Raw genomic sequence first — 15,407 nt, 5'->3', positions numbered from 1 at the left:
CGGGCCGAGCCGCCCACGGACGCGGGGGGCAGCGGACTGAAGGGAGGCCGCGGGAAGACGGCGGCGAGGTCCCCGGGCCGAGCCGCCCACGACCGTGCGGGGACAGCGGACCGGCGGGAGGCCGCGGGCGTGCGACGGCCGCGACCCTCAAAACAGCCTGACGACGAACACGACCGCGAAGCCGGCCGCCAGCACCGCGCTCGGGAGGAACGCGGCGAGCCACACCGCGGTCGACCACTCGCGGACGGTCGCGCCGTCGAGCGGGCCGAACGGGATGAGGTTGAACGCCGCCAGCAGGAGGTTCACCGCGACGCCGTACGTGCCGACCGTGAGCGCGGCGCCCGAGAACCCGAGCAGGCCGACGACGAACAGCGGGGCGAACACGGCCGCGAGCGCGAGGTTGACCACCGGGCCGGCGAGCGCGATGAGCCCGTTCTGCCGCTTCGTGATCCGGCCGGCGTGGTGGACCGCGCCGGGCGCGGCGAACAGGAACCCCGCCGTCGCCGCGACGACCGCGAGGAACAGCATCCCGTAGTCCGCGCGGAAGGCGGCGCGCTGGCCGTAGCGGACGGCGACGACCTTGTGCGCGAGTTCGTGCAGCAGGAACGCCACCCCGGCGGTGACGAGGCTGACGAGGAACAGCCCGCCGAGCGTGCCGTACGCGCCCAGCGAGAGGTTCCGGACGACCGTGTTGCCGCCGCCGGCGAAGAAGACGGTGAACGCGACCGACAGCGCCACCCACGCGACGCCGAAGTCGCGGAGTTCGCGCGTCGAGAAGGTGAGCCGTCGCGCGGCGGCGGCGTAGCCGGTCGCCGTGCCGCCGTCGGCGCGGGCGTCGCCCCGGCTCACGCGACGGCCCCCCAGATGATCCGGGCGGACTCGCGGGCGCCCTCGATCATCAGCTCCGTGATGCTCGGCTCCAGCGACTGCGCGAACGCCGGCACGACGTACGTCGCGAACAGCACCGACGCGATCAGGCTCCCGACGTTCGTCGCCGCGACGACGACGATGAGCCGGAACAGCGGCACGTCGAGCATGTCCGAGACGATCGCCCGGATCGGCCGCGTCTCGTCGGACAGCAGCTCGTTCAGCGTGCCGATATCGGAGACGTTCACCGTGAGGTGACGCAGCTCCATGTAGCCGGTGAACCACCCCGGCGCGAGCAGGGGGGTTCACGGAGGTCATCCACGCGACGGCGCCGCCGACGCCGGCCGAGCGCCACCGCGCGCCCGCGAGCTTCGCGAGGCCGGCGGCGAACACGCCGTTGATCAGGAACCACGCGGCGAACAGCGTGAGCAGCTGTTCGTTGCGGACGCCAGCCATCGCCAAGAGGACGAAGAAGGCGATGAACGCCGCCGAGATGCCGAAGGCGGCGAGCTTCCCCCACGGGACGCCGCCGGACTTCGCGGCGCCGACGAGCGACTCCATCGGGGGGGAGCGTCTCCGGCGCCTCGAGGTACGACTCGATGCCCGCGCGGTGGCCCGCGCCGACGACCGCCACCACGTCGTACCCCTCGTTGCGGAGGCCGACCAACTGGTGGGCGATGTACGCGTCGCGCTCGTCGATGAGCGCCTCCGCGCCGCCCGGCGAGAACTGGCGGAACTCCTCCATCATCGCCGTCACGACGTCCGCGTCGGTGAGTTCGTCCGGGTCGAACTCCTCGAACTCCTCGTCGGCGGCGGGGGCGATCCCCAGCGCGCCGATGGCCAGCGCCGCGACGGCGCCGACGCCGAGGCCGGCCGCGAGCCCGAGCGTCAGGCTCCCGACCGCGGTGAGGACGGTGCCCGACAGGAGGCCCGCGACTGGCGCGACGCCGACGCCGGTGACCACGACCGCCCCCGCGACCGCGACGGCGACGACCGCGCCGACGCCGAGGGTCGTCACGCCGCCCGGCGCGTCCGCATCGGCGTCGCCGCCGAGCGAGGCGGCGGCGGCGCGGTACCCGAGGTAGCCGGCGAGCGCCCCGGCGAGCGCGCCGACGCCGACACGCGTCAGGACGGCGCCGGTGATGCCGACGGCGCCGCCGAACAGGCCGATCGCCGGCCCCAGCAGGAGGCCGACGACGAGCCCGAAGGTGACGCCGGCGACCCGCGGGTCGGTGATCCCGAACGCGAGCGCGCCGACCATGCGGAGCTTCTCGACGACCGAGAGGCGGGCCCAGAACCGCTGGATCGTCGTCTGGATGTCGCGGTCGACGAGGGCGACGGAGATGCCGAGCTCCTCGGCGGTGTCGACGGCCGCCAGCAGCTCCGCGCCCGGGTCGATGTCGAAGCGCTCGCCCATCCGCGTCTGGACGTACGACAGCATCCAGTACGCGAGGAACTGGAAGACGGTGTTCCCCTTCAGCAGGTCGCCGGGGTCGAGGTCGTCCGGCGTCTCGCCTCTCATCTGCCGGTAGCGCCCCTCGTCGAGTTCGACGGCGACGATGTCCGGGCGCGCCTCGGCGACGGTTTCCTCCACCTCGCGGACGGACGCCTCCGAGACGTGGGCGGTGCCGACGACCCGGACGCTCCCCTCGCCGCGCTCGTTGGAGGGCTGTGGCGTGGTGCCGGGGGCGGGACCGCCGGTGGCGTCGCCGGCGGGCGCGCCGTCGTCGCCCGCGGCGGCCGCGGGACCGTCGACCCCGTCGGGGTCGCGGCTCACGGGTGTTCACCCGCGTGCGACTCGGTTCCGTAACTCATTGGCGCCGTCTTTCCGGCCGGCCGGTATACGCCTGTCGGAGTCCCACGCCGCCGACACGACGGGGCGTGGGCCCGAGCGCCGACGGCGTCGGCGAGGGGGGCGCCGCGGTAGGTATTCATGCCCGGACCGCGTGGGTCGCGTATGGACCACGAGGCCGAAGTCGCCGGCATCGGGGTGGGGGCGGGGCCGAACGGCGAGGAGGTGCCCGCGGTCGTCCTCCGGGCGCGCGGGGAGTACCTGCCGATCTTCGTCACGGCCGACCAGGCGCGGTCGATCCGCGGCGGGCTCGCGGGCGAGGCGTTCGACCGCCCGCTCACCCACGACCTGCTCGTCGAGATGGTGACGGAGTTCGGCGGCGCGGTCGACTCCGTCCGGATCGACGACCTCGCGGACGGCACGTTCTACGGGAAGCTCACCGCCGAGCGCTACGTGGACGGCCAGCCCGAACAGTTCACGTTCGACGCGCGCCCGAGCGACGCCATCGCGCTGGCGGTCCGGCTGGAGTGTCCGATCCGGATCAGCGACGACGTGATCGACGCCGCCGGCCAGCCGCCCGAGACGATCGAACTCGACGACGACGAGCCCGGCCGGTCGCCGTCGGACGGCCCCCGCGACACCGGCGGCTCCGGCTCCTCCGACACCGACGACGAGTACCGCTACCGCTGAGGCCCGCCCCGTTCAGGCGCCGTCGTCGACGCCGTCCGCTTCGACGTCGGCCGCCTCGACGCCCGCCGCCCCGTCGCCGTCCGCCTCGGCCTCGAGGGCCGCCGCGCGGTCGCGGAACACCGCCGCCAGTTCGCCGCGCTCGAACCCGTTGTCGACCGCCGACTCGACCACCTCGTCGAGCGCCTCGTTCAGGAGGGCGCTCGACGCGATCTCGCGGTTCGTTATCACGGCCGACGGTATCGGGAGGCACGACATAAGTACTCGGCCGATACCGCGACCGGCGGGGTTGATACCGGCGGCGACGGAACGGCCGGCCATGCGCGACACGCCGGATCCGGACGACCGGGACACCACGCTCGCGGCGTCCCACACGGAGATGACGGAGCTCATCCTCCCGAACGACACGAACAACCTCGGCCGGGCGCTGGGCGGGGCGGTGCTCCACTGGATGGACATCTGCGGGGCCATCGCGGCGATGCGGTTCGCCCGCCGCCAGTGCGTCACGGCGTCGCTCGACCACGTCGACTTCATCGCGCCCATCGACCTCGGGGAGGTCGCCGTCCTCGAGGCGTACGTGTTCAACACGGGGCGCACCAGCGTCGACGTGAAGGTGGACGTGCGCGCCGAGAACCCGAAGACCGGCGAGGAGCGCCGGACGACGACCTCGTTCCTCACCTTCGTCGCGCTCGACGAGGAGGGGACGCCGACGCCGGTGCCGGCCCTCGAGTGTCCGACCGCCGAGGAGACGGCGCTCCGCGAGGAGGCGACCGAGGAGCGCCGCGCGCAACTGCGCGACGTCGCCGACCGGCTCGAGTGAGGACGGACCGCCCGGCCGACGGGGCGCTCAGGCGGTCGGGTCGGGGCGCGCCCCGAGTTCGAACTCGACGGTCGTCTCGGCGCCGTCGCGGACGACCCTGAACGGGACCGTGTCGCCCGGCGACGTCTCCAGCGCGAGGTAGTTCGAGAGGTCCGCCTGCACCGCCACATCGGTGCCGCCGACGCCGACGACGACGTCGCCGCCGGTGGGGACCGACACGCCGTCGACGGTGGTCTCGCCGTCGGTACCCCGGAGGACGCCCGCCGCGGGCCCGCCGTCCATCACCTCGACGATGAGCACGCCGCCGACGTCGCCGAGGTCGTACGCCTCGGCGATGGTCGGCGACACCTCGATCAGCCGTACGCCCATGAACGAGTGTTCGTACTCGCCGGTGGCCGCGAGCGCGGGGACGACCCGCTTCGACAGCGCCGCCGAGACGCCGAACCCGAGGTTGTCGCCGCCGCCGCGGGCGGCGACCGCGGCGACGCCGCCGTCGTAGGTGACCAGCGGGCCGCCGGAGTTGCCGGGGTTGAGCGCGGCGTCGGTCTGCACCGAGTCGGCGACGGTGAAGTTGTTGGGCGCGGAGAGCACGCGGTCGACCCCGGAGACGATCCCGGTCGACGCGGAGCCGCTGAAGCCGTACGGCGACCCGATCGCCATCACCGGCGTCCCCACGGGCGGCTCGGGGTCGGTGTCGACCCACGACAGCGGCGTCGCGAACGCCGGCGTGCGCTCCGGGCGCAACACCGCGAGGTCGGAGTAGGCGTCGGTGCCGACGATCTCGGCGTCGCGCCAGGTGTTGTCCTGGAACCGGAGCCGGACGTCCCTCGCGCCCGCGACGACGTGCTGGTTCGTCACGACGTAGCCGTCGCCGGCGACGAACCCCGAGCCGCTCCCCTGTGGCCCGTTCGACCCGTAGTTGAGGATCCCGACGACCGAGTCGATCGTCGCGCGGTACACCTCGGTCTCGGTGCCGCTCGGGAGCTGGGCGGCCACCTCGGTGTCGTCGCCCGCGTCGGCCCCGGTCGAGGCGGCCGCGCTCGGCGCGCGCCCCGTCGAGCCGACCTGCACACAGCCGGCCGCGCCGGCAGCGCCGACGGCCGACAGGCCCGCGAGGAAGTCGCGTCGTGTTGGCATGACACACGTTTGGGCGCTCACTCGAATAACTCCGGCGCTCCGGGCGACGGCGTCGAACGGCGTCCAGCGGCGCTCCCCGGCGGCGCGGCGACGGCGCGGCGCTTCGGGGCTCCGGCAGGCATTTGCCCGCGCCGCGGCAACGACGACGCATGAGTCTGGACGCCGAGGTCCCCCCGCCGCCGACGCTCGCGACCGTCGACCCCAGTCAGTACGACGACACCGAGGTCGGGGGCGACGAGTACCACCGCGAGGAGCTGGAGGCGTTCCTGCGGGAGGGGGCGTGGGAGACGGCGTTCGAGCGCTGGGCGGCCGACGCCGACATCGACGCCGACGCGTGGCGCATCGCGGGCGAGCTCGACCTGTTCGCCGGCTTCGACTTCTTCTGGGACGACTTCGCCGACCGCGTGGGCTATCACGCGCCCGGCATCCCGGAGGACTGGAAGGAGCGCGACCTCCACCCCGACCTCGACAGTTGGGCGCAGGTGTCGGCGGTCAACGCCGCGCTCACCGAGTTCGGACAGGTCGTCTGTGAGGTGCTCAAAGCGGAGTACGTCGACTGGGAGAGCGAGTTCGAGGCGCCCGACGACCTCCCCGACTTCTGAGCCGCCACCGCCGGACGGCGCGGCGGTCCCCGCTCCCGTTGGGCGCCGGTAGCGATTTACCCGCGGAGTGACGAGTGCTACCTATGGTCACGGCAACCGAGCGGGACGAGATGACCTGGTACCGCTGTGACGCGTGCGGGCTGCTGCTCAGCGACCAGACGGACGCCGAGCAGCACGAGGAGCACTGCGACGCCGAGGACCCGTCGTACCTCCAGTGACGCCGGGATCCGGGGGTCGTTCGCCGGCGCCGACCGGCGCTCAGAAGCGGTCGTCCGCGAGCCGCTCGGCGTGGTCGCGCGACTCCGCGACGACCCACCGCACCTTCGCCGCGTCGCCGTACGCCAACTCCTCTTTCAGTTCGTCGCGCAGCACGCCCACGGCCCAGCCGAGCGACGCGCCGTCGGCGTCCCCCAACTCGTACACGCCGTAGCGGTCGGGCACGGCGCCGACGGTCGACCGGTCGAGGTCGCGCCACGGCTTGCGGAGGCTCATCTCACTCCCCCGCGCCGGGGTCGTCGCCGTCGCCCTCGGCGCCGGCCGCGACGAACTCGTAGCTGTCCTCGCCCCAGTCGTCCTCGACGAACGCGAACACGCGCCCGCCGGCGACCTCGGGGTCGGCCTCGATCTCGGTGCGCTGGCCGCCCGGGCGGCGCGCGACGACGCCCGGGAACAGCTCCTCCTCGGCGCCCTCGCCGAGGACGACGCGCCCGACGCCGGTCTGTTCGAGGATGTCGTCGTGGGTCTTCAGGTCGTTCACGTACACCAGCACGCCCTCGGTCTCCGTCGGGTCGGTGACGAGGACGTGCGTCTCCTTGCCGGGCGGCGTGGTGAGGGTGTCCTCGACCACCTGCGGGACGCCGTGGTAGAAGGTGACGCGGCCGTCGAGGTACTCGACCTCGACCCCCTCCTCCCGGAGGGCGACCGAGACGCTCGCGGGGGCGATGTCGTTGCGGTTGGGGGCGCTCATACCCCGACGTGGGGCGGCGGCGCCGATAAGCGCGGCGAGAGCGAGGCCGACGGAGCGACCGGAGGGAGCGACGGAGGCCTCGATCGACGGCGGCGAGGTCCGAAGGGCCGAGCCGCCCACGGTTGCGGGCGAGCGACCGGAGGGAGCGACGGAGGCCTCGATCGACGGCGGCGAGGTCCGAAGGGCCGAGCCGCCCACAGTTGCGGGTCGGCGACCGGAGGGAGCGACGGAGGCCTCGAACGGCGGCGGCGAGGTCCGAAGGGCCGAGCCGCCCACGGTTGCGGGCGAGCGACCGGAGGGAGCGACGGAGGCCTCGATCGACGGCGGCGAGGTCCGAAGGGCCGAGCCGCCCACGGTTGCGGGCGAGCGACCGGAGGGAGCGACGGAGGCCTCGAACGGCGGCGGCGAGGTCCGAAGGGCCGAGCCGCCCACAGTTGCGGGCGAGCGACCGAAGGAAGCGACCGAGGCCTCGACCGACGGCGGCGAGGTCCGAAGGGCCGAGCCGCCCGCAGTCGCGGGTCGGCGGTCGGCCGGACGGCCGGGCGACGGGGCGTCTCGCTTCCCCCTGTCTTTATCCGCCGGTGACACGCAGACGCGGCCATGTACGACAGGCGGGACGTGTTGGCGGGCACGGCCGGCGTGCTCGCGACGCTGACCGGCGGCTGTCTCGCCGACGGCTCGAACGTCCGCTACCCCTCGGGCGACGGCGCCGGTGTGACGGACGCCGCCGCGGCGGCCGGGGCCGACACGCCGGGGACGGCGGCGCCGCGCGGGGCGGCCGCGCCGGAGCCGTCGAACCCGGCGTTGGCGGACCGGACCCGCCGCGTCGCCGACGAGATCCGGTGGTTCGCCGTGACGTATCCGGCGGCGGTCGCCGCCTACCGCCGGGCGGTGGCCGGTCTCGCGAGCGCCGCGGGGGCGCTCGCGACGCGGTCGACCGTCGCCGTCGACGACGTGGAGGCGCTCCGCGACGCCGCCGCGGACCGGCTCGCCGCCGCCGACGACGCCGTCGGGGCCCACTTCCACGCCCCGACTCGACTGCGGGACCGGACCGCCCTCCACCTCGACGTGGCGCGGAAGTTCGCACGCCGGGGGGACCACGACCGGACGCGCGAGGAGCTCGGACGCCTCCGGGAGTTCGCCGCCGGGATGCGGACCGACCCCTACGTCGCGCGGGCGCTCTCCCGCGGCCCGATCCGGAACCGCGCGGTGGACCGCCTGCGCGGCGGCGAGCGCGACCCGGCGCGACCGATGCTGTTCCAACTCGCGTGGGTCGGCGACGACGGCCGTGACCGCGACGGCGACGACGAGGCCTCCGGGCCCGACACGGCGCCGTTCGACCGCGCCCCCGGGTTCCGGGCGTACGCGTTCGACCGGGCGACCGAGGACCCGGGGGAGTACCCGAACGTCGTGGAGCGGCCGGTGGGAGAGCGTCGGCTGCTCGCCCCCCCGCTGACCGACGCCGACCGCGGGGGCGTGGTCGACGCGTACCGCCCGACGTTCGTGCGCTCCGGGCGGGCGTCGACGCTCCTCGTCGGCGCACACCGGCTCGACCGGACGGACCGCCGGCGCGACTTCCCCGACCGCCGGCCGCGGACGCGCCCCGGGAACGCGGTGCTCGTGCAGCGGTACCGGGACGCGGCGACGGCCGCGCGGGCGCGGAGTCGGCTGCTCGACCGCGTCTCCCGGGAGGGGACGTACCCGCTCGGCGACGCGACGTGGGACCGGGTGTACTACGACCGCGGCGGCGACGTGACGTACGCGCTGGCGTGTCGGGCCGGCGAGCACCTGCTCGTGACGGGGGCCGACCGCACCGCGTGGGAGGAGCGCGTCGACTGGGGCGGGCTGCACGAGCGGACGTGGCTGGGGGTGCCTGACCGTGCGCGTCGCGGACCGCCGGGCGGTCGCGGTGGTCGCCGGGGGCTACGCGCTCGTCGGCGTCGGCCTCGCGCTCGTCGGCTTCGTCGGCGCCGACTGGGCGCGCGCGCAGTTCCTCGCCGACGCCGGCGGCGACGCCGCGAGGTTCGGCCCGACGTATCTCGCGCTCGCCGCGCAGGCGACCGCCACCGCCGGCCTCGTCGCGCTGGTCGCCGTCGCCGCCGTCGTCGGGACGGTCGCCGGGACGGGGTACGTCAGCCCGCGGCGGGCGGCGGGGTCGCCGGCGCCGCCGGCGTCGCGGGCGCCCTCCTCGCGGGCGTCGCGCTCCTCGTCGGCGTCGTCGGCGGGGCGGGCGGCGCCGGCGGCGGACAGGTGTTCTCGTTCGGACAGGCGGTCGGGCCGGCGGTCGTCGCGTCGCTGGCGGCCGGCGGTGTCGCCGCCGGGAGCGCCACGCTGGGCGCGGGGGTCGGCGAGTGACCCGCCGTCGCCCGTCGCGACGCGACCTGCTGGCCGCCGTCGCCGGCGCGGTCGCCGCGGCGACGGCCGGCTGTACCGACTCGTCGACGGTGTCGTACCCGGGCACGGGTACCGACGCGACGGCGACGACGGACACCGACGGGCCCCCGGCCGCGACGGCGACGGACACCGGCGGCGCGGCCGAGTCGACCGCGACGCCGACGCCCGCGGAGACCCCCACGCAGACCGCGACCGCGACGCCGACCCGGGCGCGCGCGCCGCCGCGGGGGTCGCTCCGCCTGCTCGACGCCGGCTTCGACGGGCCGGGCGCGTCCGGCGTCCGCCCGTACGCGCGGTTCCGCAACGTCGGCGACGTCACGTTCGGACTGGTGGAGCTCCGCTTCGACGTGTACTACACGCCGCTGGGCGGCGACGACGACGACCGCCGGCTCGTCGCCAGCGGCTACGGGAGCCGCGCGTTCGGCGACGAGGCCGGGTTCGCGCCGGGCGAGGAGCGGTCCGTGGGCGCCGACCTCCGCCTCGAGCGCGGGAGCGGCGTCGACGGGTCGACCGACCGGAAGCGGCTGGACGTGGCACACGCCTACCGCCGCGTCCGGTACCGCTGACCGGCGCCGCCGGGGCGGGCCGGGTCCCGCCGGACGATTGACGCGACCGCCAGCTTGAACCTCGGCGAACGCGCCCGTCGACCCATGGACGGACGCGCCGCCGCCCCCGGAGCAGGCACCGTCGTCAACGCCCTCGCGACGGGCCGCGGCTCCGCGTTCGCGCTGGACCTGGAGACGACCGCGACGGTGCGGCTCGACCCCGACGCCGACGCCGTCTCCGGCGCCATCGCGGGCGCCCCCGACGGCGACACGACGCTGATCGAGCGGTGCGTCGAGCGGTGCGTCGACCGGTACGGCACCGGCGAGGGCGGCACCGTCGAGACGGCCAGCGACGTGCCGACCGCGGCGGGACTGAAGAGTTCGAGCGCGGCCGCGAACGCGACCGTGCTGGCGACGCTGTCGGCGCTCGGGCTGGAGGCCGCGAACGACCCCGACGCGGACGTGTCGAAGACGGAGGCGTGTCGTGTCGGCGTGCGGGCCGCCCGCGACGCCGGCGTGACCGTCACCGGCGCGTTCGACGACGCCTCGGCGTCGATGCTCGGCGGCGTCACCGTCACCGACAACGCGGGCGACGAACTACTGGCCCACGAGGAGCCGTTCGCCTCGCACGCGCTGGTGTGGACGCCGCCCGAGCGCGCCTACTCGGCGGACGCCGACGCGGCCGCCTGCGAGCGCGTGGCGCCGATGGCCGAGCCGCGACCGAGCTGGCGCTCGACGGCGACTACGGCCGGGCGATGACCGTGAACGGGCTCGCCTTCTCGGCGGCGCTCGGCTTCCCGACCGACCCGGCGGTCGAGGCGATGGCCGACTGCGACGGCGTCTCGCTGTCGGGGACCGGCCCGAGCGTCGTCGCCGTCGGCGGCCGCGACGACCTCGCGGCGATCCGCGACCGGTGGGGCGGGCGCGACGGGGCGACCCGGCTCGTCGAGACGCGCCGCCGGGGGGCCCGGGTGCTGTGATCCGCGACACCGACACGAGGACGACACCATGAGCTACGAGGACACCGACGACACGGCGGCCGAACTGGAGGGCATGGGGCTGGACGAACTGCGCGAGGAGATCGCCGAGATCGACCGCGACCTCGTCGAGTTGATCGCCCGGCGGACGTACGTCGCCGACACCATCGCCGAGGTGAAGGCGCACAACGACCTGCCGACGACCGACGAGACCCAAGAACAGGCGGTGATGGACCGCGCCGGCGCCAACGCCGAGCGCTTCGAGGTGGACTCGAACCTCGTGAAGGCGATCTTCCGGCTGCTCATCGAGTTGAACAAAGTCGAGCAACGGGAGAGCCGCTGAGACGGCCCCGCGGGCGGCGGAACCGGCGCCGTCCCCTCAGCGGTCGTCGCGACCCCCGACGTCGATGCGGCCGCGGACCTCCCGTTTGGCGGGCGGACTGATCTCGACGTCCGCCGCCTCGAGCCGGCGTTTCACCGCCCGCGCGTACGCCGAGCGCACGGCGAACACCCGACTGCGGTCGGGGTCCTCGATCCAGTAGTGGGCGCTGATGCGGACGGCGTCCGGGCCGAGTTCGTCGACGTACACCGCCGGCGACGGCTCCGACAGCACGGCGTCGAGGTCGGCCGCCGCCGCCTCGAACAGCGCGACCGCCTCGTCCACGTCGGCGTCGTAGCCGACGGCGAACCGGTCGACGACGCGGTAGTTGCCGCGGCCGAACGGCCGCGTGATCGGCTCGTTCGTCAACACCGTGTTCGGGACCGTGACCAGTTCCCCGTTCGGAGTCGCCACCCTGGTGGCGCGCAGCGCGATGCTGCGCACGGTGCCCTCGCCGCCCGGCCAGCTGATGTAGTCGCCGACGTTGAACTCCGGGTCGAACACCAGCGCGGTGCCGCCGATGAGCGACCCGATGAGCTCCTGCCCGGCGACGCCGAGCGCCAGCGTCACCGCCCCGATGATGAGCGCCGAGCTCCCGAGCCCGCGACCGTAGCCGGCGACGCCGACGCCGACGACGACGCCGGCGACCACGAAGACCACCCGCACGTACAGCGAGACGGCGTCGCGCAGCCGCGGGTTGTTCCGGTTCCGCCGCCGGACGGCGCGTTTCACCGTCGGCTCGACGACCAGCCGACCGACGAACACCACCGCGAGGAAGCCGGCGAGGAACCAGGCGGCCCTGACGACCGCGGGGCCGTAGTCCGCGAGTTCGCCGGGGCCGACGCCCGGGGTCCCGGTCGCCGTCTGGAGGACGGCCGCCGTGGACGGGAGGCACGGACCTGCCGTCGCCGACCGGAGCGGGCCGCTCGCCATACCCGAGACGTACCCGGCGACGCGCATAGAGCGTTCCTCACGTCACAGGGGCGTTGCAACGCGGGTGGGTGCGCCGGCGCGGCCCGGAACGGCGCTCGGGCGCTCGCTTATCCCCTCACACGACGTTCCGTCGGCATGTCATCCGAACGCGCCGCGGTGCGGGAGACGGTCGCGGAACTGATCGAGGAAGCCGGCTCGTGGCCCCACGTGACGGTGGCCGACCACCGCTTCGGCGGGACGGAGTTCCGCGTCGGCCCCCGGGAGATCGGCCACGTCCACGAGTGGGGGATGCTCGACATCGCGTACCTCCGGGCGCTGCGCGACGTCCTGATCGACGAGGGCCACACCGGCGTCCACCACCTGCTGACGGAGTCCGGCTGGACGACCTACCGGATCGGCGCCGCCGCCGAGTACGACCACGCCCGGTGGCTGCTCCGGCTGTCGTACCTCTACCACGTCGGCGTGTTGCAGCGGACGCCCGCCGGCGCCGAGGAGCTCGCCGACGTCGACGTCGCGGCCGAACTCGACGGACTCGCGCCGAGCGAGGCGGTTCGGGCGGCGTTCGAGCGCCGTCGCGGGTGAGTCGGTCGTCGGCCCCGGCGACGATCCGGTCGGCGTCGGGGTGGTCGTCGAACGGCCGGAGCGACCGGACGAGCGCCCGGTGGCCGTGCACCGCCGAGTGCCGGTCGCAACGGCCGTAGAACACGGGGCGGCGCGCGAGGACGGCCGCCCCGTCGGCGCTCATCCAGTCGGTCCGCCCGGCGAGCAGGGGGCCGTCGGCCATCAGTACTCCCAGAGCCGCCGGATCCGGTCGGCGACGGCGGGGTGGGCGTCCCGAAGCGTCGCCACGTCCCGCTCGCCGTCCACGTTGACGACGTGGACCTCGCCGCGTTCGCCGCCGTACACGTCCTGGAAGTCGTACACGACGCCCACGACGTCGGTGTCGTCGGGAACGTCGTCGCTGTCGAGGAGGACGCCCACCTGTCGGTCGACGTTGTACTCGACGAGCCGGTTCACGGCGTCGGCCTCGTCGAGGCCGTCGGGGAGCATGTCGACCCCCGGCTCGAGGTGGGGGCCGAGCAGGTCGAGACAGTGCTCGATCCCGGGCGGCTCGGAGAGCCCGTCGGTCAGCGCGGCGTACGTCGCCGTGACGGCGCCACACCCCGTGTGGCCGACGACGACGGCCACGCGGGTGCCGGTGTGTTCCAGCGGGTACAACACGTCGCCCGACACGGTGTCGCCGACCGCGGTGCGTTGGACGACGCGGTTGCCGATGTTGCCGCAGGTGAACAGCCGGCCCGGCGTGTGGTTGTCGAAGACGTGGTCCTGTAACACCCGCGAGTCCGAGCAACAGACCGTCACGGCCTCGGGGTGTTGGGCCTCCTGAACGGCGTCGAACCGGGAGGCGAACTCCCTGGCGTGGCCCTCGTTGGCCCGGAGTAACTCGGTGACAGTCCGATCCATACGCCGGTGGTCCGGCCCCCCGTGCATTACCCTTGCCCCCGCGCGCCGTCCGAGGCGCCGCCCCGCCCGCGCGTCCGATCCCGGCGGCCGTCTCGCCGCGGAAGTGGACGGGCGTCGAGCGGGGGTGGCGGCGTGTATAATGATGTTAATATGGTATCGTGTGTCTAAGGGAGATTCATGCAACGCTGAAATACCTCCGCGTGCTGGTGTGTGTCACGATGGCAGAACGAACGATGCGAGAGGTCAGCCACACAGCACCGAACGGAGCCTCGGCGGACCGAGTGTGGGAGCGAGGCAACGAGAAACCCGACCCGCGAACCGACGGCGGCGACGAGTAACTCCGCGACGACGACGCGTTCTCCGATCAGGACTGTCCGCCAGCCGTCGGCTCGGCCGGCGGGGCCGCCGCGCGACACCACGACGCCCCCCACAGCGACGCGTCCGTCCGTCGGGGAAGGGAGCGCTCGATAGCGCTCGGTAGAAATCTTTACTCGAACGCGAGTAATCGACAGAAACGAATAAGTGTGCCGAGGTTGATGGATCCGGTATGGGACAGCAGACGACCGTCGACTCCTACAGCGGGGCGATGGCGAGCGGCGTCGTGGACGCGTGGGCGGGGACGGAGCGGGGGACGGCCGGCGCCTCGCCGGCGGATCGCTACACCGCGCGGGACGGGTCGACGGAGTCGAAGCCGGAGCGGTTCACCACGTTCGGCTACGTCGAGTACCCGCCACACGAGTGACGCCGGCGGCGGGCGCGGACCGGGCGGCGATGTCGGGGGTGTCGCCGCCGGCGGATCGTTCTCACCGCCGATAGCCGCGGCGACGGGCCTATATCGGCCCGACCGAACCGGGAGGTGTGATAACCGTCGACGGCCTGCGGAAGGTGTACGGCGACTTCGTCGCCGTGCACGGGAGTACCTTCGACGTGGAGCCGGGGAGATCTTCGGCGTCGTCGGCCCGAACGGGGCGGGCAAGACGACGACGCTGAAGACGCTGGCGGGGCTCATCGAGCCGACCGCCGGCACGGTCGAGGTGGCGGGCGCGCCCGCCGGCGACCCGGAGACACGCACCGCGTTGGGGTTCCTCCCGGAGGAGTCGCCGCTGTACGAGGACATGACCGCGCGGAGCTACCTCCGCTTCTTCGCCGACCTGTACGAGGTGCCCCGCGAGACGGCGAATCGGCGGATCGAGACCGCGCTCGACGATCTGGAACTGGAACACCGCGACCGTCGCCTCGGCGACGTGTCGAAGGGGATGAAGCGGAAGGTCGCCATCGCGCGCTCGCTCGTCAACGACCCGGACGTGCTCATCTACGACGAGCCGGCGTCGGGGCTCGACCCCCTCACGACGAACTACGTGCTGGAGTACGTCCGCGCGCTCGCCGACGCGGGCAAGACGGTGCTGTTCTCCGCGCACAACCTCTACCACGTCGAGTCGGTGTGTGACCGCGTCGTCATCATGAACGAGGGGCGCATCGTCGCCCGCGGCACCGTCGAGGAGATCCGCGCCGAGCACGGCGAGACGAGCTACCGGGTGTTCACGACGGTGCCCGTCGAGGGGAGCGAGCCGGACGGCGACCGCCACCGCACGGTCGTCGACTCGATGGCCGCCGTCGAGGAGCTGCGCGCGGCCGCCGACGCCGCCGGCGGCGAGGTCGTCGACATCCGGACGCGCGAGTCGACGCTCGAGGAGATCTTCCTCGACGTCGCCGGCCAGCCGATGCCCGGGAGCCGGCGAGTCGACCCGGGCGCCGACGGCGCGCGCGCCTCGGACGACGACCGCGACCGCGAGTCGCCCCCGGAGGCGACGACCGACGGCGGGGGACGCGAGCCGTGAGGCTC

At 74.3% G+C, this 15,407-nt stretch carries 17 protein-coding genes and 4 pseudogenes; 12 read left to right on the top strand and 9 right to left on the bottom strand.

Features of this window, described 5'->3' with window-relative positions:
* Positions 1 to 147: 147 nt before the first annotated feature.
* Together P0R35_RS02935 and P0R35_RS02930 are read right to left on the bottom strand one after the other, a co-directional pair.
* Positions 148 to 864: a zinc metalloprotease gene (locus P0R35_RS02935; protein ID WP_432765057.1), complete on the bottom strand. Its 717-nt coding sequence runs from the start codon at positions 862 to 864 to the stop codon at positions 148 to 150.
* Positions 846 to 2,644, bottom strand: a pseudogene (locus tag P0R35_RS02930) (TraB/GumN family protein). Before P0R35_RS02930 ends, P0R35_RS02935 begins: the two are co-directional and overlap by 19 nt.
* A 180-nt stretch (positions 2,645 to 2,824) precedes the next feature.
* Between P0R35_RS02930 and P0R35_RS02925 the strand changes: the two are divergent.
* Positions 2,825 to 3,349 carry a bifunctional nuclease family protein gene (locus P0R35_RS02925; protein WP_284013748.1) on the top strand — a complete coding sequence of 175 codons (525 nt, stop codon included), beginning with the start codon at positions 2,825 to 2,827 and terminating at the stop codon, positions 3,347 to 3,349.
* Between the two features lie 12 nt (positions 3,350 to 3,361).
* Here the strand turns inward: P0R35_RS02925 and P0R35_RS02920 are convergent, their stop codons facing one another.
* The gene (locus tag P0R35_RS02920) at positions 3,362 to 3,577 is read right to left on the bottom strand and encodes a hypothetical protein (RefSeq protein ID WP_284013747.1); all 216 of its coding nucleotides are present in this window, start codon (positions 3,575 to 3,577) and stop codon (positions 3,362 to 3,364) included.
* Between the two features lie 88 nt (positions 3,578 to 3,665).
* Here P0R35_RS02920 and P0R35_RS02915 point away from each other — a divergent pair, with 88 nt between their 5' ends.
* Positions 3,666 to 4,166 carry an acyl-CoA thioesterase gene (locus tag P0R35_RS02915; protein WP_284013746.1) on the top strand — a complete coding sequence of 167 codons (501 nt, stop codon included), beginning with the start codon at positions 3,666 to 3,668 and terminating at the stop codon, positions 4,164 to 4,166.
* Between the two features lie 27 nt (positions 4,167 to 4,193).
* On the opposite strand, the gene P0R35_RS02910 is transcribed toward P0R35_RS02915, so the two are convergent.
* On the bottom strand, positions 4,194 to 5,303 hold the full coding sequence (locus P0R35_RS02910; RefSeq protein WP_284013745.1) for a S1C family serine protease: 1,110 nt from the start codon (positions 5,301 to 5,303) through the stop codon (positions 4,194 to 4,196).
* Between the two features lie 149 nt (positions 5,304 to 5,452).
* On the opposite strand from P0R35_RS02910, the gene P0R35_RS02905 reads away from it, so the two are divergent.
* Together P0R35_RS02905 and P0R35_RS02900 are read left to right on the top strand one after the other, a co-directional pair.
* Entirely contained in the window at positions 5,453 to 5,905 is a 453-nt protein-coding gene (locus P0R35_RS02905; protein ID WP_284013744.1) for a DUF7992 family protein, read from the top strand.
* Positions 5,906 to 5,988: 83 nt separating this feature from the next.
* The gene (locus tag P0R35_RS02900; protein WP_284013743.1) at positions 5,989 to 6,123 is read left to right on the top strand and encodes a DUF7128 family protein; all 135 of its coding nucleotides are present in this window, start codon (positions 5,989 to 5,991) and stop codon (positions 6,121 to 6,123) included.
* 40 nt (positions 6,124 to 6,163) lie between these two features.
* Here the strand turns inward: P0R35_RS02900 and P0R35_RS02895 are convergent, their stop codons facing one another.
* Both P0R35_RS02895 and P0R35_RS02890 read right to left on the bottom strand, forming a co-directional pair.
* Positions 6,164 to 6,397 (bottom strand): DUF7508 domain-containing protein, encoded by a 234-nt coding sequence (locus tag P0R35_RS02895; RefSeq protein ID WP_284013742.1) that lies wholly within the window; start codon positions 6,395 to 6,397, stop codon positions 6,164 to 6,166.
* A gap of 1 nt (position 6,398) precedes the next feature.
* Positions 6,399 to 6,872, bottom strand: a complete 474-nt coding sequence (locus P0R35_RS02890) for a DUF5796 family protein (protein WP_284013741.1) — start codon at positions 6,870 to 6,872, stop codon at positions 6,399 to 6,401.
* 600 nt (positions 6,873 to 7,472) lie between these two features.
* Between P0R35_RS02890 and P0R35_RS02885 the strand changes: the two genes are divergently transcribed.
* From P0R35_RS02885 to P0R35_RS02870, 4 genes and pseudogenes are all read left to right on the top strand, one after another.
* Positions 7,473 to 9,227, top strand: coding sequence for a hypothetical protein (locus P0R35_RS02885; RefSeq protein WP_284013740.1), 1,755 nt, complete (start codon positions 7,473 to 7,475; stop codon positions 9,225 to 9,227).
* Positions 9,224 to 9,832 (top strand): hypothetical protein, encoded by a 609-nt coding sequence (locus tag P0R35_RS02880; RefSeq protein WP_284013739.1) that lies wholly within the window; start codon positions 9,224 to 9,226, stop codon positions 9,830 to 9,832. Before P0R35_RS02885 ends, P0R35_RS02880 begins: the two co-directional genes overlap by 4 nt.
* An 84-nt stretch (positions 9,833 to 9,916) precedes the next feature.
* Positions 9,917 to 10,791: pseudogene (locus tag P0R35_RS02875) on the top strand (shikimate kinase).
* Positions 10,792 to 10,819: 28 nt separating this feature from the next.
* Complete coding sequence (locus P0R35_RS02870) at positions 10,820 to 11,131, top strand: chorismate mutase (RefSeq protein WP_284013738.1); 312 nt, start codon at positions 10,820 to 10,822, stop codon at positions 11,129 to 11,131.
* Between the two features lie 36 nt (positions 11,132 to 11,167).
* Here the strand turns inward: P0R35_RS02870 and P0R35_RS02865 are convergent, their stop codons facing one another.
* Positions 11,168 to 12,100, bottom strand: a complete 933-nt coding sequence (locus tag P0R35_RS02865) for a mechanosensitive ion channel family protein (RefSeq protein WP_284013737.1) — start codon at positions 12,098 to 12,100, stop codon at positions 11,168 to 11,170.
* 135 nt (positions 12,101 to 12,235) lie between these two features.
* On the opposite strand from P0R35_RS02865, the gene P0R35_RS02860 reads away from it, so the two are divergent.
* A complete protein-coding gene (locus P0R35_RS02860; protein ID WP_284013736.1) occupies positions 12,236 to 12,682 on the top strand; it encodes a luciferase domain-containing protein in 447 nt (148 codons plus the stop codon).
* 49 nt (positions 12,683 to 12,731) lie between these two features.
* Here the strand turns inward: P0R35_RS02860 and P0R35_RS16555 are convergent.
* Both P0R35_RS16555 and P0R35_RS02850 read right to left on the bottom strand, forming a co-directional pair.
* Positions 12,732 to 12,845: pseudogene (locus tag P0R35_RS16555) on the bottom strand (DUF2891 family protein); the annotation flags it as partial.
* A 38-nt stretch (positions 12,846 to 12,883) separates the two neighbouring features.
* Complete coding sequence (locus tag P0R35_RS02850; RefSeq protein WP_284013735.1) at positions 12,884 to 13,564, bottom strand: carbonic anhydrase; 681 nt, start codon at positions 13,562 to 13,564, stop codon at positions 12,884 to 12,886.
* Positions 13,565 to 13,782: 218 nt separating this feature from the next.
* Between P0R35_RS02850 and P0R35_RS16810 the strand changes: the two genes are divergently transcribed.
* The 3 genes and pseudogenes from P0R35_RS16810 (at position 13,783) to P0R35_RS02840 (ending at position 15,402) form a co-directional block, all read left to right on the top strand.
* Positions 13,783 to 13,902, top strand: a complete 120-nt coding sequence (locus P0R35_RS16810; protein WP_490396509.1) for a DUF7989 family protein — start codon at positions 13,783 to 13,785, stop codon at positions 13,900 to 13,902.
* Between the two features lie 209 nt (positions 13,903 to 14,111).
* Complete coding sequence (locus tag P0R35_RS02845) at positions 14,112 to 14,306, top strand: hypothetical protein (RefSeq protein WP_284013734.1); 195 nt, start codon at positions 14,112 to 14,114, stop codon at positions 14,304 to 14,306.
* 116 nt (positions 14,307 to 14,422) lie between these two features.
* Positions 14,423 to 15,402 (top strand): annotated as a pseudogene (locus P0R35_RS02840) (ABC transporter ATP-binding protein).
* The last annotated feature ends 5 nt before the right edge of the window (positions 15,403 to 15,407 follow it).

It is taken from the genome of Halobaculum litoreum (assembly GCF_030127125.1).
Classification (GTDB): Archaea; Halobacteriota; Halobacteria; order Halobacteriales; family Haloferacaceae; genus Halobaculum; species Halobaculum litoreum.
This window is presented reverse-complemented; position numbering and strand designations above follow the sequence as displayed.